The sequence below is a fragment of the Pseudomonas shahriarae genome (assembly GCF_014268455.2).
Classification (GTDB): domain Bacteria; phylum Pseudomonadota; class Gammaproteobacteria; order Pseudomonadales; family Pseudomonadaceae; genus Aquipseudomonas; species Aquipseudomonas shahriarae.
In genome coordinates this window covers 144,209-164,065 of the sequence record NZ_CP077085.1, presented here as the reverse complement: position 1 = coordinate 164,065, position 19,857 = coordinate 144,209, and the positions used below count along the sequence as shown (strand labels likewise).

Annotated in this window: 17 protein-coding genes; 10 read left to right on the top strand and 7 right to left on the bottom strand. The window is 61.1% G+C overall.

Translation table 11 applies throughout. From position 1 onward, the window contains the following. Positions 1–25: 25 nt before the first annotated feature. From zigA to HU773_RS00735, 3 genes are read left to right on the top strand one after another with little or no spacing between them, the layout of a single operon-like run. Complete coding sequence (gene zigA, locus HU773_RS00745; protein WP_186625693.1) at positions 26–1,234, top strand: zinc metallochaperone GTPase ZigA; 1,209 nt, start codon at positions 26–28, stop codon at positions 1,232–1,234. Next, complete coding sequence (locus HU773_RS00740) at positions 1,234–1,878, top strand: DUF1826 domain-containing protein (protein ID WP_057440577.1); 645 nt, start codon at positions 1,234–1,236, stop codon at positions 1,876–1,878. The genes zigA and HU773_RS00740 overlap by 1 nt, the downstream gene beginning before the upstream one ends. A gap of 45 nt (positions 1,879–1,923) precedes the next feature. Then, positions 1,924–2,886, top strand: a complete 963-nt coding sequence (locus HU773_RS00735; RefSeq protein ID WP_186625705.1) for a CobW family GTP-binding protein — start codon at positions 1,924–1,926, stop codon at positions 2,884–2,886. On the opposite strand, the gene HU773_RS00730 is transcribed toward HU773_RS00735, so the two are convergent. Then, positions 2,880–3,272 carry a DUF3301 domain-containing protein gene (locus HU773_RS00730; RefSeq protein WP_057440575.1) on the bottom strand — a complete coding sequence of 131 codons (393 nt, stop codon included), beginning with the start codon at positions 3,270–3,272 and terminating at the stop codon, positions 2,880–2,882. The genes HU773_RS00735 and HU773_RS00730 overlap by 7 nt on opposite strands. Positions 3,273–3,388: 116 nt before the next feature. Between HU773_RS00730 and pdxY the strand changes: the two genes are divergently transcribed. Further along, positions 3,389–4,261, top strand: coding sequence for a pyridoxal kinase PdxY (pdxY, locus tag HU773_RS00725; protein ID WP_057440574.1), 873 nt, complete (start codon positions 3,389–3,391; stop codon positions 4,259–4,261). Positions 4,262–4,317: 56 nt separating this feature from the next. On the opposite strand, the gene HU773_RS00720 is transcribed toward pdxY, so the two are convergent. Next, a complete protein-coding gene (locus tag HU773_RS00720) occupies positions 4,318–4,803 on the bottom strand; it encodes an acyl-CoA thioesterase (protein ID WP_057961210.1) in 486 nt (161 codons plus the stop codon). A gap of 295 nt (positions 4,804–5,098) precedes the next feature. Between HU773_RS00720 and HU773_RS00715 the strand changes: the two genes are divergently transcribed. Further along, positions 5,099–6,862 (top strand): cation:proton antiporter, encoded by a 1,764-nt coding sequence (locus tag HU773_RS00715; protein ID WP_057961209.1) that lies wholly within the window; start codon positions 5,099–5,101, stop codon positions 6,860–6,862. A 52-nt stretch (positions 6,863–6,914) separates the two neighbouring features. Here the strand turns inward: HU773_RS00715 and HU773_RS00710 are convergent, their stop codons facing one another. From HU773_RS00710 to uvrD, 4 genes are all read right to left on the bottom strand, one after another. Further along, on the bottom strand, positions 6,915–7,322 hold the full coding sequence (locus HU773_RS00710; protein WP_029290059.1) for an SMI1/KNR4 family protein: 408 nt from the start codon (positions 7,320–7,322) through the stop codon (positions 6,915–6,917). Positions 7,323–7,421: 99 nt separating this feature from the next. Then, on the bottom strand, positions 7,422–7,565 hold the full coding sequence (locus HU773_RS00705) for a hypothetical protein (RefSeq protein ID WP_164844818.1): 144 nt from the start codon (positions 7,563–7,565) through the stop codon (positions 7,422–7,424). 103 nt (positions 7,566–7,668) lie between these two features. Then, on the bottom strand, positions 7,669–8,544 hold the full coding sequence (locus HU773_RS00700; RefSeq protein ID WP_029290048.1) for a Tim44 domain-containing protein: 876 nt from the start codon (positions 8,542–8,544) through the stop codon (positions 7,669–7,671). Positions 8,545–8,768: 224 nt separating this feature from the next. Continuing rightward, positions 8,769–10,952: a DNA helicase II gene (uvrD, locus tag HU773_RS00695; protein ID WP_057961208.1), complete on the bottom strand. Its 2,184-nt coding sequence runs from the start codon at positions 10,950–10,952 to the stop codon at positions 8,769–8,771. A gap of 280 nt (positions 10,953–11,232) precedes the next feature. Between uvrD and HU773_RS00690 the strand changes: the two genes are divergently transcribed. The 3 genes from HU773_RS00690 (at position 11,233) to HU773_RS27315 (ending at position 15,496) form a co-directional block, all read left to right on the top strand. Beyond that, complete coding sequence (locus tag HU773_RS00690; protein ID WP_057961207.1) at positions 11,233–14,112, top strand: GGDEF domain-containing phosphodiesterase; 2,880 nt, start codon at positions 11,233–11,235, stop codon at positions 14,110–14,112. A gap of 156 nt (positions 14,113–14,268) precedes the next feature. Then, positions 14,269–15,135 (top strand): transcriptional regulator HexR, encoded by an 867-nt coding sequence (hexR, locus tag HU773_RS00685; protein WP_029290040.1) that lies wholly within the window; start codon positions 14,269–14,271, stop codon positions 15,133–15,135. 163 nt (positions 15,136–15,298) lie between these two features. Then, the gene (locus HU773_RS27315) at positions 15,299–15,496 is read left to right on the top strand and encodes a PA3496 family putative envelope integrity protein (RefSeq protein ID WP_057444237.1); all 198 of its coding nucleotides are present in this window, start codon (positions 15,299–15,301) and stop codon (positions 15,494–15,496) included. Here HU773_RS27315 and HU773_RS00680 read toward each other — a convergent pair. Further along, positions 15,426–16,400, bottom strand: a complete 975-nt coding sequence (locus HU773_RS00680) for a LysR family transcriptional regulator (protein ID WP_186625691.1) — start codon at positions 16,398–16,400, stop codon at positions 15,426–15,428. The genes HU773_RS27315 and HU773_RS00680 overlap by 71 nt on opposite strands. Positions 16,401–16,595: 195 nt before the next feature. On the opposite strand from HU773_RS00680, the gene HU773_RS00675 reads away from it, so the two are divergent. After that, positions 16,596–18,011, top strand: a complete 1,416-nt coding sequence (locus HU773_RS00675; RefSeq protein WP_029290035.1) for an acetyl-CoA carboxylase biotin carboxylase subunit — start codon at positions 16,596–16,598, stop codon at positions 18,009–18,011. An 11-nt stretch (positions 18,012–18,022) separates the two neighbouring features. Next, positions 18,023–19,831, top strand: a complete 1,809-nt coding sequence (oadA, locus tag HU773_RS00670; RefSeq protein ID WP_120734366.1) for a sodium-extruding oxaloacetate decarboxylase subunit alpha — start codon at positions 18,023–18,025, stop codon at positions 19,829–19,831. Positions 19,832–19,857 lie beyond the last annotated feature (26 nt).

The following is a 19,857-nucleotide window of genomic DNA, read 5'->3' as shown; positions in this document are numbered from 1 at the left end:
CGGCCAACCTGATGAGGAACACCCGATGACCGACCGTCTACCCGTAACCGTGCTGTCCGGCTTTCTCGGCGCCGGTAAAAGCACGCTGCTCAATTACGTCCTGCGCAACCGCGAAAACCTGCGAGTGGCGGTGATCGTCAACGATATGAGCGAAATCAACATTGATGGCGCTGCGGTGCAGCGCGACGTCAGCCTCAATCGCGCCGAAGAAAAACTGGTGGAAATGAGCAACGGCTGCATCTGCTGCACTTTGCGCGAAGACTTGCTCGTTGAGGTCGGAAAGCTCGCCAGGGAGGGTCGGTTCGACTACCTGCTGATCGAATCCACTGGCATTTCCGAACCGCTGCCCGTGGCAGAAACCTTCACCTTTCGCGATGAAAACGGTCAGAGCCTGGCCGACATTGCGCGTCTGGACACCATGGTCACCGTGGTCGACGGCATGAACTTCCTGCTCGACTACCAAGCCGCCGACAGCCTGGCGTCACGGGGCGAAACCCTGGGTGAAGATGATGAGCGTTCCATCACCGACCTGTTGATCGAGCAGATCGAGTTTGCCGACGTCATCCTTATCAGCAAGATCGACCTGATCAGCAGCCACGAACGTGAAGAACTGGTGGCCATCCTTGAACGCCTGAATGCCCAGGCGCGCATCATTCCCATGGTCATGGGCGAAGTGCCGCTGGCCGAGATCCTCAATACCGGGCGTTTTGACTTCGAGCGCGCGGCCCAGGCGCCGGGCTGGCTGCAGGAACTGCGTGGCGAACATGTGCCGGAGACTGAAGAATACGGCATCGCCTCCACGGCCTATCGGGCGCGCCGGCCATTCCATCCCCAGCGTTTTTTCGACTTTATCGACCGCCCGTGGGTCAACGGCAGGCTGCTGCGCTCCAAGGGATTTTTCTGGCTGGCCAGCAAACATCGCGACGCCGGCAGTTGGTCCCAGGCCGGTGGCTTGATGCGCCATGGTTTTGCTGGTCGCTGGTGGCGCTTTGTGCCCAAGAGCCAATGGCCCGAGGACCAGCAAAGCGTCGCGGCGATCATGGAGAACTGGCAACTGAGCACCGGCGATTGCCGCCAGGAACTGGTGTTTATCGGGCAGAACATCGACTTCGTGCGCCTGCGCGCGGAGTTGGACGCGTGCCTGCTGACCGACGATGAAATGGCCCAGGGCGTCGAAGGTTGGCGCCTGCTGGTCGATCCTTTTGGCCCTTGGTATGAGGAGGCAGCCGCCTGATGTTGGCCCCTGTGATTCAACTGCGCCCGGTGATTCGCCAGACCCGTGGTGAAACCCCGTTGGCGCTCGCCGATATCCTCGATAACGGGGTGAACCTGGCGCTGTGGCAGCGTCAGTTGCCGCTGCATATCGCCGAGTTTGGTGCGTTGCTGGTCTCGCTGAACGAGCCGCTGGCAGAATCGCTGGTGGTTGAGTTGGACAGTGAAGATGCTGAGCCCAACTTGCAGGGCTTGGCCGCAGGTTGTCGTGACCTTGAGGGCTACGACGGGTTTATCGCCGATGTGGCATGGCTGGTCAGCGCCTTTGCCTGCCTGCTGGGCGCCAAGCGTATTGGCGTGCGGTTAAGGCTGTTGGACAAGGCCATGTGCCCGCGTTTTCACGTCGATCATGTGCCCGTGCGCTTGATCACCACCTATGCCGGTATCGGCAGCCAATGGTTGCGCGAAGGGGTGATGGACCGACGTCAGTTGAGTCAGGCGGACGCGGAGCCCACCGAGCGCATCGAACAAATCCACTGCGGTGAAGTCGCCCTGCTCAAAGGCGAAAAGTGGCGTGGCAATGAAGGCTACGGCTTGATTCATCGTTCGCCGGCGCTGGCCGCCAATGAACGACGGCTGATTCTGACGCTGGATTGGCTGGCATAACCGGGTAGGATCAATCGTCTCTACACGGCCTGAATAATGTCCACGATGCTGCAGAATATTCCCACGCATGTGATTGCCGGCCCCTTGGGGGCTGGCAAGACCAGCTTGATCAAGCACCTGTTCACCCAGCGCCCGGCCAATGAGCGTTGGGCGGTGTTGATCAATGAGTTCGGGCAGATTGGCCTGGATGCTGCGCTGCTGACCCTGGATGACGACGGTATTGCCATCGGCGAAGTGGCCGGTGGCTGTTTGTGCTGTGTGAATGGTGCGCCATTCCAGATAGGGCTAGGTCGCCTGCTGCGTAAGGCCAAGCCGGACCGCCTGTTTATCGAACCCTCAGGGTTGGGGCACCCGGCGCAATTGCTGGCGCAGTTGCGCCAGGCGCCCTGGCAAACCGTGCTGGCCGTCCAGCCTTGTGTGCTGGTCCTGGATGCCCAGGCACTGGCGGCAGGCAGACCGTTGCCCGACGCGCAACGCGAGGCATTGGCCAGTGCCGGGTTGCTGGTGCTGAACAAGGAAGAAGGGCTGGATGCCGCGCAACGCAGCGTTATCGAAAACACATTACCAGCCTGCGAGGTTTACTGGACTCGACAGGCGCAACTGCCATTGGTCCGCCTGCCAGGGTTCGGCGCACAGGCCGGAGCGCCTGTGGATAACGTTGAAGTGCCCAAGGGGTTGACGCAAATCCCGGCAATCTGGAGCGATCCGTGCGTGCCGATTTGCCTGCACCAGGCGCAGGAAGGCGGCTGGAGCATCGGTTGGCGCTGGCACCCGAGCCAGCAGTTCGATCCCGCGTTGCTGCGGCAATGGTTGCAGGGCCTGGACTGGCGCCGTGCCAAATTGGTTATCCACAGCGCAGATGGTTGGGTTTCGGCCAACGCTGTGGATAACACCATGCTCACTTGGCAGCCCAGCGAATGGCGCCGGGACTCACGCATCGAGCTGATCTTCAGTGAAGAGAAGGACGTGGCAGAACTGCAAAAGGCCCTGGCCGCTTGCCGTCAGTGACGGCTCTTGCCGTGCTCCTGACGCCACTGGCTCAGTTCAATCACTTCGGCGCTGGGCGGCGGGGTCTTTATTTCAAACGGGTAGGGCGCCAGTTCGATCTGCGCACTGTGGGCCCCAAACTGGGTGATGGTGCCAGGGTGGCGGGCCTCACCGGTCACGGTGAACTCAAAGTTGTAGACCCGCGCCAAACGCCGGCGGCCGCTGGCGTCCTTGACGAAGCCGATGCGTTTCAAGGCCACGGCGCCGTCGAGCAATTCGATGTCGAGCTTGGCGCAATGCTGTTTGACCCTCTCCAGCGCACGCTCGCGCAAGCCGTGGTTGTGCCACACCCAGGCGGCAGCCGCCGCCACTAGCATCAGCACAAAGATATTTCCCAGGGTCAGCATGCGATTTGCTCCAACAAAGTAAGGCCAGCTTAACTGTGTCTCCGGTCTGTCGTACAGGATGCTTTTAGTCGCATACTGCGCGGCCAGAATTCAACGGTTTTACGGAAGTTTCCTGCATGAAACGCACACCTCATCTGCTTGCGATCCAGTCCCATGTGGTCTTCGGCCATGCCGGCAACAGCGCCGCCGTATTTCCCATGCAGCGAGTGGGGGTGAATGTCTGGCCGCTCAACACCGTGCAGTTCTCCAACCATACCCAGTATGGCCACTGGGCGGGAGAAGTGTTGGCGCCGCAGCAAATTCCGGCGCTGGTGGAGGGGATTGCGGCGATTGGCGAACTGGGCAACTGCGATGCGGTGCTGTCCGGCTACCTGGGCAGCGCCGCCCAGGGGCGGGCGATCCTGAGCGGTGTGGCGCGGATCAAGGCGATCAACCCCAGGGCCCTGTACCTGTGCGACCCAGTGATGGGCCATCCGGAAAAAGGCTGCATCGTACCCCAGGAAGTCAGTGATTTTTTGCTGGACGAAGCGGTGGCCATGGCCGACTTTCTGTGCCCCAACCAACTGGAGCTGGACAGCTTTTGCGGGCGTAAACCGCAGTCGCTGTTCGATTGCCTGGGTATGGCGCGTGCCCTGCTGGCGCGTGGGCCCAAAGCGGTGCTGGTCAAGCACCTGGACTACCCGGGCAAGCTGGCGGACGGTTTCGAAATGCTGCTGGTGACGGCCGAAGGCAGCTGGCACCTGCGCCGGCCGCTGCTGGCATTTGCGCGCCAGCCGGTGGGGGTGGGCGACCTGACATCGGGCCTGTTCCTGGCGCGGGTGCTGCTGGGCGACAGCCTGCTGGCCGCGTTCGAGTTCACGGCGTCGGCTGTGCATGAAGTGCTGCTGGAAACCCAGGCATGCGCCAGTTACGAGTTGGAATTGGTACGGGCCCAGGACCGCATCGCCCATCCGCGCGTGCGCTTTGAAGCCACGCCGATCAGTCTGTAACACCCAAAATCCCCCTGTAGGAACTGGCAAGCCAGCCCCTACAGGGGGATTGTGTTTTACAGCGCGTCGGCTTTGATTTCCTGGTAGCGCTTCTCCAGCTCCTGGCGAATCTGCCGGCGCTGTTTGCCCTGGATAAACCGGCGCTTGTCTTCACTGTTCTGTGGCTGCAACGCTGGCACGGCGGCCGGTTTGCGGGCGTCGTCGACGGCAACCATGGTGAAGAAGCAACTGTTGGTATGGCGCACCGAGCGCTCGCGGATGTTCTCGGTGACCACCTTGATCCCCACTTCCATCGACGTGTTGCCGGTGTAGTTGACCGAAGCCAAAAATGTCACCAGTTCGCCCACATGGATCGGCTCACGAAAAATCACCTGGTCCACCGACAGTGTGACGACATAGCGGCCGGCATAACGGCTGGCGCAGGCGTAGGCCACTTCGTCGAGGTACTTGAGCAGGGTACCGCCGTGGACATTGCCTGAGAAATTGGCCATGTCAGGGGTCATCAATACCGTCATCGACAGCTGGGCGTTTCCGGGTTCCATAGCACACTCACGGTTGTAGGCATTGGTTGGGGGGGGGCACCTCTGCGGATGCTCGAATCATTACAGCGCCATCCCTAACGGGACGCCGGGACGGGGCTTGCCGTCACGCCCAGGGCGATCTGTTTCCATATATTGCACCGGCTTTCTGCCGCAAGTCGCGGTGTTACCCTTGAAAAGCCCATTTCAAGGGCATTTCTTACGAATAAGGCAGACTTTTCCTTCCGCATATTGCGCGCCGTTGTGGCGGCTGCCTGGAATTCGGGACAGTGCCAGTACCCTCAAGGAGCCCCTCGCCATGCACGCCATCAGTTTTATCCAGGACTTGGCCGTGATCATGCTCGTGGCAGGGGTGGTGACCATCCTGTTCCATCGCTTCAAGCAGCCGGTCGTCCTGGGGTACATCGTCGCCGGCTTTATCATCGGCCCGCACACCCCGCCTTTCGGCCTGATCCACGACGAAGACACCATCAAGACCCTGGCCGAGCTGGGGGTGATTTTCCTGATGTTCTGCCTGGGCCTGGAGTTCAGCCTACGCAAGCTGTTCAAGGTCGGCGCCACGGCGTTTATCGCGGCCTTCCTGGAAATCATCCTGATGATCTGGATTGGCTATGAAATTGGCCAATGGTTCGACTGGAACACCATGGATTCACTGTTCCTCGGTGCGATCCTGGCGATTTCCTCGACCACCATCATCGTCAAGGCGCTCAACGACCTGAAGATGAAAAACCAGCGCTTTGCCCAACTGATCTTTGGCGTGCTGATCGTCGAGGACATCCTGGGCATCGGCATCATCGCCTTGTTATCGAGCATCGCCGTCAGCGGCACGGTCAGCTCCGGCGAGGTATTTTCCACGGTCGGCAAGCTCTCACTGTTCATGATCGTGGCCCTGGTGATTGGCATTTTGCTGGTGCCACGCCTGCTGGCCTACGTGGCCAAGTTTGAAAGCAACGAGATGCTGCTGATCACCGTCCTGGGCCTGTGTTTCGGCTTCTGCCTGCTGGTGGTCAAGCTGGAGTACAGCATGGTGCTGGGCGCTTTCCTGATCGGTGCGATCATGGCCGAGTCCCGGCAGTTGCTGAAAATAGAACGCCTGATCGAGCCGGTTCGCGACATGTTCAGTGCCATCTTCTTCGTTGCCATTGGCTTGATGATCGACCCGCAGATCCTGCTGCAATACGCGTGGCCGATTGCGGTGATTACTGTGGCCGTGGTGCTGGGCAAGATGCTGTCCTGTGGCCTTGGCGCGTTTATCGCCGGTAATGACGGCCGCACCTCGTTGCGGGTGGGCATGGGCCTGTCACAGATCGGCGAATTTTCTTTCATCATTGCGGCGCTGGGGATGACCTTGCAGGTCACCAGCGACTTTCTCTACCCGGTGGCGGTGGCCGTTTCCGCCATCACTACGTTGCTCACGCCATACCTTATTCGTGGCGCCGACCCATTGTCCTTGAAGATCGCGGCTGTGATGCCACAGCGTCTGAGCCGGGTGTTTGGCATGTATGGCGAATGGCTGCGCAGCATTTCGCCCCAGGGCGAAGGCGCGATGCTGGCGTCGATGATCCGCAAGATCATCTTGCAGGTAGGGGTAAACCTGGCGCTGGTGGTGGCGATCTTCTTTACCGGCAGCTTCTTCGCCGCGCGCATTGGAGGGTATCTGGAAGGCTGGATCAGTGATCCGAGCTGGCAGAAGGCATTGATCTGGGGTGGTGCGTTGCTACTGTCGCTGCCGTTTCTGATTGCCGCATATCGCAAGCTCAAGGCGCTGTCGATGCTGCTGGCGGAAATGAGCGTGAAGCCGGAAATGGCTGGGCGCCATACCCAACGTGTACGGCGGGTGATTGCCGAACTGATCCCGATTCTCTCGCTGCTGGTGATCTTCCTGCTATTGGCGGCCTTGTCGGCCAGTATTTTGCCGACCAACAAGTTGCTGGTATTGATTGCGGTGGTGACGGCCGCAGTGGCTGCCGTGCTCTGGCGCTGGTTCATCCGCATCCATACGCGCATGCAAGTGGCCTTGCTGGAAACCCTGGATAATCACAAGGACACGCCGGAGCATTGAGCGTATGTGGCGAGGGGGCTTTGCACACCGCCCCCTTGTCACTGGTTTTGGCTCAGCTTTCCAGCCACACGTCCCGCGCCCAGTGCCACACCGATTCCCATGACTCTTCGGTTACCAGTTCTTCTTCGCCGGACCACAAGACCACCGTGCCGTCTTCTTCGACGCAGTAGTAGTCGTCGCCATCCTGGCAAATCGGGATCAGTTCGCGAGGCACGCCGATATCCCAGGCATTGGCGGCGACTTCCGGCAGGTAAGTGTGGGACTGGGGGTCGGTGATGGTCACCGGCTCCAGGCTGCCATACACCACATCGCTGACGGTCAGCAGGAATTCCTTGAACACAAACGGGATGTTGATAAACAGCTGTTCTTCGACTTCCACCAACTGGTCTTCGTCGGGCAGTTCCAGAGGAACCGGTACCGGTTCGTTGGCTTCACGCAATTGTTCGATAACTTCTTCCACGGCCGGGATCCTCATGCTAAATGGCGCGGTTTATAGGGGCGTTTTATACAGTAGCTCGCTATAAGTGCAACCGCGAAATAGAAACCCCGGGGTTATTGGTTAAAACTGCTTTTCCAGCTTTAGGCTGATGCTGTTTTTATCGTAGGAATAAAGCCAGTCGACATTGCTGACGATCTTTGTACTTGCCCCGTCAGACTGGGCACCGCCTCTAGCCAGGCCCTGCGGCTGGGCAATACGCAGCACGCCGACTTTTCCACAGGCAAAAAAACACCCCGGCTGTGCAGGCTTCTTAAAGCGCTGCACAAGACCGGGGTGTTCGTTACAGCAGGCTGTAGGCCTTTGCGGATCAGCCGTTCTGGCGGATACCGGCTACCAGCCATGGCTGGTTTTCGCCCTGTGGACGTTCCATGTTCCAGCTTTCGCTGAACACTTCGCCCTGGTCGAAGCGCGAGGTCTTCGACACACCGCTGAAGGTCAGGGTGGCGATGGTCTTGTCGGCGCGGTCATCCACACCTTCCAGTTGTACGCGCAGGTCGTCGATATAGGTCGACTGGAAAGCGTCGCCCAACTCGGCACGTTCGCGCTTGAGGAACTCCAGCAGTTGCGGGGTCACGAACTCGGCGATCTTGTCCATTTCGTTGGCGTCCCAGTGTTGCTGCAGGGACTGGAAGTGGTTGCGGGCCGCTTCGACGAAACGCTCTTCGTTGAACCAGGCTGGCGCATTGATCACCGGACGGGCGGCAGCAGCCGGTGCCGCCGAGCCGCCGAAGATCGAACCCATGGCAGGCTTTTGCTCGAACACTTCACGCTGCATCGGCGCGCCGGCTGGAGCCAGGTGCTCCTGCTGCTTGCGGCGACGGGCGGCGATAAAGCGGAAGATCACAAAGGCGATGACGGCCATGATCAGGATGTCGAAGATCTGCATGCCCTGGAAGCCGCCGCCCATGAACATGGAAGCGAGCAGGCCACCGGCAGCGATACCGGCCAGAGGGCCCAACCAGCGCGAAGCACCGCCGGCCTTGGCAGCAGCGCCTGCGGCACCGGCTGCACCTGCGGTGGCAGCCGCTCCGCCCATGCCGCCAGCGGCTGGGGCCATTTGGCTGGTCTGGTGGCTCGGCGCTGCGCCGGAGCTTTTACCGCCACCGAAGCGTTTGGCGTTGGCGTCGAGGCTCATCGTCAGGCCGATGCACAACGCCATGGCGATGCTAAGAAAACGTTTCATAAAGGGAATTCCCATTTGTGGATTGCACGCGCGCCATGTTGCACAGGTGTAGAGGCAGTGGCTAGCGGCATAATGTTTCGGGCTTTTGCGTAAGACCTATTCGGAATGGTCTGTAGGACTAATTACAGATATTGGCCCGTACGTGTGAAAAACAAGGGCAAGGCGACCCATTACACTGAGGTAGAGCGTCCGGTCGTTCCCACGCAGAGCGTGGGAACGCTCAGTCAGACCGCTTCGAGCTTGGCGTAACCCATCATCAACCACTTGCTGCCTTCGGCGAAGTTCACCTGCACTCGGGCCTGGGCCCCGGCGCCTTCGAAGTTGAGGATCACCCCTTCGCCAAAGATCGCATGCCTGACCTGCTGGCCAAGGCTGAACGGGGTCTCGGGAATTTCCGAACCGGCAAACATGCTGCTGGAGTTCTGCTGCTGGCCGCCGCCAAACGGCCGGCTGACGCTATTGGACAAGCGCACTTCCTGAATCAGCCCTTTCGGCACTTCCCGTACGAAACGCGAGACCTTGTTGTAGGTTTCGCTGCCATACAGGCGCCGTGTCTCGGCGTAGGTCATCACCAGGTTCTGCATCGCCCGGGTGATACCCACGTAGGCCAGGCGGCGTTCTTCCTCAAGGCGGCCGGGCTCTTCCAGGCTCATCTTGTGCGGGAACAGGCCTTCTTCCATGCCCACCAGGAACACGTAGGGGAATTCCAGGCCCTTGGCACTGTGCAGGGTCATCAACTGCACGCTGTCTTCGTGCTCGTCGGCCTGGGTATCGCCCGCTTCCAGGGAGGCATGGCCGAGGAACGCCGCCAATGGCGACAGGTCGGCATCTTCCTCACTGTTCTCGAACGCGCGGGCGGCGCTGACCAGTTCCTCAAGGTTTTCTACCCGGGCCTGGCCTTTCTCGCCTTTTTCCGCTTCGTGATAAGCAATCAGGCCGGACTGTTCGATCACGGTCTGGGTCATCAGGTGCAGCGGCATTTCCAGGCACTTGGCGGCGAGGCTGTCGATCAACTCGACAAACCCACCCAAAGCCCCGGCAGCGCGGCCGGTCAGGCCTTTATTGGCGATCAGCAGGCGCATGGCCTCCCACATCGACACATCGCTGTGACGCGCATGCTCGCGGATCGCCTCGACGGTTTTCTCGCCGATGCCCCGTGCCGGTACGTTGATCACCCGCTCCAGCGCTGCATCGTTGCCGCGGCCTTCCAGCAAACGCAGGTAGGCCATGGCGTTCTTGATTTCCGCACGCTCGAAGAAGCGTTGGCCGCCATAGATGCGATACGGGATGCGCTCGCGCAGCAAGGCTTCTTCCAACACCCGCGATTGGGCGTTGGAACGGTACAAAATAGCGATATCGCTGCGGGCCAGCCCGGTTTTCAGGGCGCTTTCAATGGTTTCGACCACATAGCGCGCTTCGTCGTGCTCGTTGAAGGCGGCGTAGAGGTTGATCGCCTCGCCTTCGCCGCCATCGGTCCACAACTCCTTGCCCAGGCGCCCGGTGTTATTGGCGATCAAGGCGTTGGCGGCCTTGAGGATCCCGGCGGTGGAGCGATAGTTCTGCTCCAGGCGAATAGTCTCGGCGTCGGGGAAGTCGTCGGAGTACTGGTAGATGTTCTCGATTTTCGCGCCGCGCCAGCCGTAGATCGACTGGTCGTCGTCGCCCACCACCATCAGGCTGTCGCCGCCCTTGGCCAGCAGGCGCAACCAGGCGTACTGCACGGCGTTGGTGTCCTGGAACTCGTCCACCAGGATGTGCCGGAAGCGCTTCTGGTAGTGCGCGAGCAAACCGGGGTTGTCACGCCACAGGTCGAGGGCGCGCAGCAGCAGTTCGGAGAAGTCGATGACGCCGGCTCGCTGGCAGGCCACTTCATAGGCTTCATAAATGCTGCGCATGGTGGCCAGGAACAGGTCGCCACTGGCCTGGATATGTTGCGGGCGCAGGCCTTCGTCTTTCTGGCCGTTGATAAACCACTGGGCCTGGCGGACCGGCCAGCGTTGTTCATCCAGGCCCAACTCGCGGATTACCCGCTTGACCAGGCGTTGCTGGTCATCGCTGTCGAGAATCTGGAAGGTCTGGGCCAGGCCCGCCTCCTGCCAGTGGGCCCGCAACAGGCGGTGCGCCAGGCCGTGGAAGGTGCCGACCCACATCCCGGCCGGGCTGATGCCCATCAACTGCTCGATGCGGTGGCGCATCTCGGCAGCGGCCTTGTTGGTGAAGGTCACCGACAGGATCGAATGCGGGGACGCGTTCTCGACCTGGATCAACCAGGCGATACGGTGCACCAGCACGCGGGTTTTACCGGAGCCAGCACCGGCCAGGACCAACTGACGGCCAACGGGGGCTGCTACGGCCTGGCGTTGGGCATCGTTGAGGGAGTTCAGCAAAAGGGAGAGATCATCGCGCATCGGCGCATTCTAGGGTGCCGGGGGAAGGGGGGCAAATCCCATTGCCGGGTGGTCGCTACAAAAAAACCGCCGGCGCTGTTCAATCGGTAAATATTCCAGCCACGGTGATGACTGGTAAGTCATCGTCTGTAGCCCGCGCCCTGTCTTGTTCAGCCCCTCTGGGTCCATGGTTTGCGGGGGTTTATTCGCGGATTTTTATGATCCAGAGCAGTTTGGTCTGCCCGTCTGCTTGTGTATGCTCCGTCGACGTTTCGGGCTCACCATTATAAGAACACTGCCTATGACCCTCAGCACTGACTTGCCCGGCCCTTCTGTCGCGCCGGAGCAGGTTATCCGCAAGCACTACGCCATGGAGATGGCGGTCGAGCGCACGCGTCTGTTGTACCAGGGGTCGTTGCTGCCCACGTTATTGATGCTGATTAACGGTCTGGTCTGCGCCTGGTTGCTCTGGAGCCCGCAGCGTTATGTGCTGGTCGGCAGTTGGCTGGTGTGGTTGCTGGCCCTGGTGGCGATGCGCGTGATCCAGGTGGCGGCCTTCGACAGCGCCTTGCCCAGCCGACAGGCTCAGCCGGTCTGGCGGCGGATGTTCATGCTCGGTTCGGCGGCCAGTGGCCTGACCCTGGCGAGTGCGGCCATTGCCCTGGTGCCCTTGGATAGCTTCGTGCAGCAGGCCTGGGTCTTTGGCCTGATTGGCGCGGCCACTTTATCGGCCAGCGTGGCTTACGCCGTGAGTTTGCCGGCGTTTTTGTCGTTTGCCTTGCCCTGCCTGGTGCCCACCATCCTCTATCTATTCTGCAGCGGCGAACCGCAACTGCAGGGTTGGAGTTACCTGGGCCTGATCCTGCTGGCATCCCTGAGCCTGGTGGCATGGCAGGTCAACCGCCTGATCCAGCGCGGTTTGCTGCGGCGCTTCCAGAACCAGGCCCTGATCGAGCACTTGCAACAGGCGCGTCAGCGTAGCGAGCAGTTGAATCAGGACCTGGTGCGCGAGGTCGAGCAGCGCCGCCAGATCGAGCAGGAACTGCGCGAGGCCCAGGTCGGCCTGCAACAGCGCGTCGAACAGCGTGGCCAGCAATTGGACGCCGCCAGCCTGGCCCTGAGCAAAAGCGAGGCGCGCCTGGCCATGGCGTTGCAGGCCAGTGAGCTGGGATTGTGGGACTGGAACCTGCAAACCGATGAAGTCCACCACACCCAACTCAAGGAGTTGTTCGGCCTGGAGCCGGAATACGTCACGGCGATGCTGCGCGACCTCAAGCCACGCCTGCACCCGGACGACTTGCCGCTGCTCAAGTACGCGCTGGTGGAGCACTTGAAAGGGCGCAGCGAGGACTATCAGGTGGAGTACCGCGTGCGCCATGGCGACGGGCGCTGGGTGTGGATCGAGGACCGCGGGCGCGCCGTAGAGCGCACCGCCAGCGGGCGCGTGACGCGCATGCTCGGTACCCGGCGCGATATCAGCGCCGGCAAGGCGGTGGAAGAGCAGTTACGGCTGGCGTCCACGGTGTTCGAGGCGGCCAGCGAAGGCATCGTGATCCTGGACCCGGAGTACGTGTTGATTGCGATCAACCAAGCCTTCAGCCGTGTCACCGGCTTTGATATCGACGACATGCTGGGGCGCAATGTCGTGGAGTTGCCGTGCAGCCGCGACGCTCGCCGGCACTTCCCGGTGATTCGCCAGGCCCTGTTGAACCACGGCAGTTGGCAGGGTGAACTGGTAGAGGCGCGCAAGAACGGCGAGCTGTACCCGCAATGGCTGCAATTGAGCGTGGTGCGCGATGTTCGGGGAAATGTCAGTCATATCGTGGGCTTCTTCGCCGATTTGTCCGCCCGCCGCGAGTCCGAGGAGCGCATGCGCTACCTCACCCATTACGACGAACTGACGGGCCTGGCCAACCGCTCGCTGTTCCGCGAGCGCCTTCGTGAGGCCCATCAACGGGTGCGTCAAGGCGGCCGCAGCCTGGCGTTGCTGCATATCAACCTGGACCGCTTCAAGCTACTCAATGACAGCCTGGGCCACGAAATTGCCGACCAATTGCTGCAAAAAATGGCCAGGCGCCTGATCAATGCCTTGCCGGAAGCCGACACCATTGCGCGACTGTCTGGCGACGAATTCGCGGTGTTGTTCGACGCCTATGGCAGCCTGTCGAGCCTGGCGCGGGTGGCCACCCGACTCTTGGCCAAACTGCGGGTGCCGGTGGCGGTGGAGGGGCATGAGTTGGTGGTCAGCGCTTCAATCGGTGTCAGCCTGTTACCGGATAACGCGCGGGAAATTTCCGCATTGGTCAGCCAGTCAAACATGGCCATGCAACACGCCAAGCATCTGGGCGGCAATAACTTCCAGTTCTATACCGACAGCTTGCAGGCCAGCACCCTTGAGCGTTTGCAGCTGGAAAACCAGTTGCGCAAAGCCATTGATGAGCGCCAGTTGAAGGTGTTCTACCAACCCAAGCTGTGCCTGGCCACCGGCAAGATGAACGCCGCCGAGGCGCTGGTGCGCTGGGACCATCCGCAGTGGGGCAGCGTGCCGCCGGGTGATTTTATCGGGCTGGCGGAAGAGACCGGGTTGATCGTGCCATTGGGCGAGTTTGTATTGCGCCAGGCCTGCTGGCAGGCCTGTGAATGGCAGCGCCAGGGCCTGGCGCCGATCCGCGTGTCGGTCAACCTGTCGGTGCACCAGTTGCGCCAGGGCAAGTTGGTCAGCCTGGTACGCCAGGTGCTGGACGAAACCGGGTTGGCCCCGCAGTACCTGGAGTTGGAGCTGACTGAAAGTCAGTTGCTCGACAGTGTCGAGCACATCATCGCCACCTTCCAGCAACTGCGCGATCTGGGGGTGAAGCTGGCCATCGACGACTTTGGCACCGGCTATTCGTCCCTCAGTTATCTCAAGCGCATCCCGGTGGATTACGTGAAGATCGACCAGACCTTTATCCGCGGCCTGGGCCAGGGGCGTGAAGACTTGGCGATTACCCGGGCCATCATCGCCATGGCCCATGGGTTGTCGCTCAAGGTGGTGGCCGAGGGTGTGGAAGATCAGCAGCAGCTGGATTTCCTGCGCGCTGAAAACTGCGATGAGGTGCAGGGCTATTTGATCAGCCGGCCGATCGAGGCCGAAGGACTGGCGGATTTGTTACGGAAAAATGCAGATTTTCCTGACGGCTAGCCAGGCGCCATCGGGTGCTACATCGCATTTGCCCGCTGATTCAGGGGGCAGTAGGGCGATTTAGTGATGCATCGAGCGGGCAAATCAGCAATTCTTGTAGTATAACTACAAGCTTGCTACATCCCTGGCGTCTGCCAATAACAAGAGTCCTGCCCTTTGAACCTGTTGCAACATATCGCCCAGTCGCGCCACCTGTTACGCAAATCGGAACTCAAGGTTGCCGATCACGTGCTGCTTGACCCTGCGGCCGTGATGCACAGTTCCATGGCTGACCTTGCCCACAGCGTGGGGATCAGCGAGCCGACCATCGTGCGCTTCTGCCGCGCCATCGGTTGCTCGGGGTTCCAGGACTTGAAGCTGAAACTGGCCCAGAGCCTGGCGGCCGGTGCCAGCTTCGGGCAGTTCGCGATTCATGAAGACGACTCCGTCGCCGACTACAGCCTGAAAATTTTCGACACCACCCTGCACACCCTGATGGAAGTGCGGGAGAAGCTCGACCCGATCGAGCTGCAAAAAGCCGTGACTGCCATGTCCCAGGCCCAGCGCGTGGAGTTCTATGGCTTTGGTGCGTCGGGTGCGGTGGCGGCGGATGCCCAGCACAAGTTCTTCCGTCTGCTGCTGACGGCGGCGGCCTACAGCGACCCGCATATGCAGGCGATGTCGGCGGTGACGTTGAAACCCACCGATGTGGCGATCTGTATTTCCCAGTCGGGCCGCTCCAAGGACTTGCTGATCACCGCCAACCTGGTGCGTGAAAGCGGCGCCTCACTGATCACCTTGTGCCCGAGCCAGACGCCATTGGCGGAGCTGTCCACGGTCAACCTGGCGATTGATGTGCACGAAGACACCGAGATCTACACCCCGCTGACCTCGCGGATTGCCCACCTGGTGGTGATCGACGTGCTGGCGATGGGCGTGGCCATGGCGCGTGGTCCGAGCCTGGTCAACCACCTCAAGAGCGTCAAGCGCAGCTTGCGCAGCCTGCGGCTGTCGCCCAAGTCCGTCAAAGCCCTCGACGACTGACCCAAGGTGGCACTCGGTCAACTGTGAGAGCAGGCAAGCCAGCTCCCACAGATTTGCTCGGTGTTGCACCGGCAAGATTCATCGTCCTGTAACCCGCGTGCCGCCAAACCGTCATCCCCCGCGCCCATCCTGAACTCCCCGTACTCGCATTGGGAGACTCGAAATGGCCCGGCACTACGAAGACAGCACCAGCACCGTCAAAACCCGTCGTCAGCAGGAAGACCAGCGCCGCATGGCGTTCCGTCGTGCAATTGAAGACCGTTGTGACCAGCGTCAACTGCTGCAGAGCATCAGCGACTATCCGGAGCTGCACTGGCAGGCGCCCGCGGCTGCCCAGCGAAGCGTTCAGCCAGCACGCTGATCTGCACCCGCTCGCTGCGGATAAAGCCCAGGAACGCATGGGCCACCGGTGACAGGCGCTTGGCCTTGGCCTGCACCAGGCACCAGCTGCGGTACAGCGGCAGCTCTTCCACCGGCAACTCCTTGAGCCCGCCGGTGGCCAGCTCCAGGTTCAGGGCGTGGCGCGTCAGCAGGGCCACGCCCAACCCCGCCACGACGCACTCGCGCTGTGCCTCGGCCGAGGCCACTTCCACCGTCTGGGTGAAGTGCACGCGCTTTTCCTTGAAGTACTCCTCGCAGGCCAGGCGCGTCCCGGAGCCCGGCTCGCGCAGCAGCAAGGTGTAGGGTTCCAGATCCTGCAGGCGCAATGGGCCTTGCAGGCTCAGTGGGTGGTCCGGCGGGGCCACCGCGACAATCGGGTTGTTGAGAAAGGGCAAAAATTCCAGGCCCATGTCCTGCGGCACCATGGACATGATCACCAGGTCGTCACGGTTGTCCGACAGCCGGCGGATCACCTGGGCGCGGTTGACCACCGTGAGGTGCAACTGCACCTCGGGATGCTGGCGCTTGAAGGCGGCGAACAAGTGCGGCACGAAGTACTTGGCACTGGACTCCACCGCCAGCTTCAATTGCCCCTGCAGCGAGCCCTGCATGTCCGAGAGCTGCATATCAAGGTTTTCCAGGCGCCCGAAGATGTCCCGGCTGGCCCGCTGCAGGGCTTCGGCGGCTTCGGTCATGTAGAGCTTTTTGCCCACGTAGTCGAACAACGGTTGGCCGACCAGCTCTTCGAGCTGGCGAATCTGTAGGCTGACGGCGGGTTGTGTAAGGGACATTTCCTCGGCAGCGCGGCTGTAGGAGCGCAAATCGCAGACTTCATTGAAGATCTGTAATTGACGTAATGTCATACGCATCAGTGACTTACGCATAATTCAAAGCGGCTCGCAGGGGGCTGTGGGGTCAACTATAAGTCTTTACTTATACACAACCCAATAATTATTGATTTTTGTTAATCCCTAAGTGCGCATAGTGTGTGTCTGGCGACTGACCTGAAACATTTAGTCACGCGCCGACCTGGTCTAGCAGGTCGAAGAACGCAGCAATCGGCTCAAGGGAATTTCCAAGTGATAACAAAGATCCTGATCGCCAACCGTGGTGAGATTGCCGTCCGCATTGTGCGGGCCTGTGCCGAAATGGGTATTCGTTCGGTGGCGGTGTATTCCGACGCTGACCGGCACGCCTTGCACGTCAAGCGCGCCGATGAGGCCCACAGCATTGGTGCCGAGCCCCTGGCCGGTTACCTGAACCCGCGCAAGCTGGTGAACCTGGCTGTGGAAACCGGCTGCGACGCGTTGCACCCTGGCTACGGCTTCCTCTCGGAAAACGCCGAACTGGCGGACATTTGCGCCGAACGTGGAATCAAATTCATTGGTCCATCGGCCGAAGTCATTCGCCGCATGGGCGACAAGACCGAAGCGCGCCGCAGCATGATCAAGGCCGGCGTGCCGGTGACGCCGGGCACTGAAGGCAACGTCGCCGACATCGCCGAGGCGCTGACCGAAGGTGACCGCATTGGTTACCCGGTGATGCTCAAGGCCACCTCCGGTGGTGGCGGTCGCGGCATTCGTCGCTGCAACAGCCGTGAAGAACTCGAACAAGCCTTCCCCCGCGTCATCTCCGAGGCCACCAAGGCCTTTGGTTCGGCGGAAGTGTTCCTGGAAAAATGCATCGTCAATCCCAAGCACATCGAGGCGCAGATCCTCGGCGACAGCTTTGGCAACGTGGTGCATCTGTTCGAACGTGATTGCTCGATCCAGCGCCGTAACCAGAAGCTCATCGAAATCGCCCCCAGCCCCCAACTGACCCCCGAACAGCGTGCCTACATCGGCGACCTGTCGGTGCGTGCGGCCAAGGCCGTGGGCTATGAGAACGCCGGCACCGTGGAGTTCCTGCTCGCCGAGGGCGAGGTGTACTTCATGGAGATGAACACCCGGGTGCAGGTGGAACACACCATCACCGAAGAAATTACCGGCATTGATATCGTTCGCGAGCAGATCCGCATCGCGTCCGGCCTGCCGCTGTCGGTAAAACAGGAAGATATCCAGCACCGTGGGTTTGCGTTGCAGTTCCGTATCAACGCCGAAGACCCGAAGAACAACTTCCTCCCAAGCTTCGGCAAGATCACCCGTTACTACGCCCCCGGCGGCCCCGGCGTGCGTACCGACACGGCAATCTACACCGGCTACACCATCCCACCGTTCTACGACTCCATGTGCCTGAAACTGGTGGTATGGGCGTTGACCTGGGAAGAAGCCATGGACCGCGGCCTGCGTGCCCTGGACGACATGCGCCTGCAAGGCGTGAAGACCACCGCCGCCTACTACCAGGAAATCCTGCGCAACCCGGAATTCCGCAGCGGCCAGTTCAACACCAGTTTTGTGGAAAGCCATCCTGAGCTGACCAACTACTCGATCAAGCGCAAACCCGAAGAGCTGGCCCTGGCCATCGCCGCCGCCATCGCCGCCCACGCAGGCCTGTGAGGAATATAACAATGAGCAAGAAGATCTTCGTTACCGACACCATCCTGCGCGACGCCCACCAATCGTTGCTGGCCACCCGCATGCGCACCGACGACATGCTGCCGATCTGCGACAAGCTCGACAAAGTCGGCTACTGGTCCCTGGAAGTCTGGGGCGGCGCGACCTTCGACGCCTGCGTACGCTTCTTGAAAGAAGACCCGTGGGAGCGCCTGCGCAAACTGCGCGCCGCGTTGCCCAATACGCGCCTGCAAATGCTGCTGCGTGGGCAGAACCTGCTGGGCTACCGCCATTACAGCGACGACGTGGTCAAAGCCTTCGTGGCAAAGGCAGCGGTAAATGGCATCGACGTGTTCCGTATCTTCGACGCCATGAACGACGTGCGTAACCTGCGCGTGGCCATCGAAGCGGTAAAAGCGGCCGGCAAACACGCCCAGGGCACCATCGCCTACACCACCAGCCCGGTGCACACCGTCGAGGCGTTCGTGGCCCAGGCCAAGCAGTTGGAGTCCATGGGGTGCGACTCCATTGCGATCAAGGACATGGCCGGCCTGCTGACCCCGTATGCCACTGGCGAACTGGTCAAGGCGCTGAAGGCCGAGCAGAGCCTGCCGATCTTTATCCACTCCCATGACACCGCCGGTTTGGCCGCGATGTGCCAACTCAAGGCTATCGAAAACGGTGCCGACCATATCGACACCGCCATCTCCAGCTTCGCCTGGGGCACCAGCCACCCGGGTACCGAGTCGATGGTCGCCGCCCTCAAAGGCAGCGAATTCGACACCGGCCTCGACCTGGAGCTGTTGCAGGAGATCGGTCTGTACTTCTATGCCGTGCGCAAGAAGTACCACCAGTTCGAAAGTGAATTCACCGCCGTCGACACCCGCGTGCAAGTCAACCAGGTGCCGGGTGGGATGATTTCCAACCTGGCCAACCAGCTCAAAGAGCAGGGCGCCCTCAACCGCATGAGCGAAGTGCTGGCGGAGATCCCACGGGTACGTGAAGACCTCGGCTTCCCGCCGCTGGTCACGCCAACCTCGCAAATCGTCGGCACCCAGGCGTTCTTCAACGTGCTGGCCGGCGAGCGCTACAAGACCATCACCAACGAAGTGAAGCTGTACCTGCAAGGCGGCTACGGCAAGGCGCCGGGCACGGTGAACGAGAAGTTGCGTCGCCAGGCCATCGGCAGCGAAGACGTGATCGACGTGCGCCCAGCCGACCTGCTCAAGCCGGAAATGACCAAGCTGCGTGGCGAAATCGGCGCGTTGGCCAAGTCCGAAGAAGACGTGCTGACCTACGCGATGTTCCCGGACATCGGCCGCAAGTTCCTTGAAGAGCGCGACGCCGGCACCCTCGCCCCAGAAGTATTGCTGCCGATCCCGGAAGCCGGCGGCGTGGCCCGTGCCGGCGGTGAAGGTGTGCCGACCGAGTTCGTGATCGACGTGCACGGCGAAAGCTACCGCGTGGATATCACCGGTGTTGGCGTCAAGGCCGAAGGCAAGCGTCACTTCTACCTGTCCATCGACGGCATGCCGGAAGAAGTGGTGTTCGAACCGCTCAACGAATTCGTCGGCGGCGGCACCAGCAAGCGCAAGCAGGCCAGCGAGCCGGGCCATGTGAGCACGGCGATGCCGGGCAATATCGTGGATGTGCTGGTCAAGGAAGGCGACGTGGTCAAGGCCGGCCAGGCTGTGCTGATCACCGAAGCGATGAAGATGGAGACGGAAGTGCAGGCGGCCATCGCCGGCAAAGTCACCGCCGTTCACGTAGCCAAGGGCGACCGGGTCAACCCGGGTGAAATCCTGATCGAAATCGAAGGCTGATCCCCAGCCTTCGAGACTACCGCTTA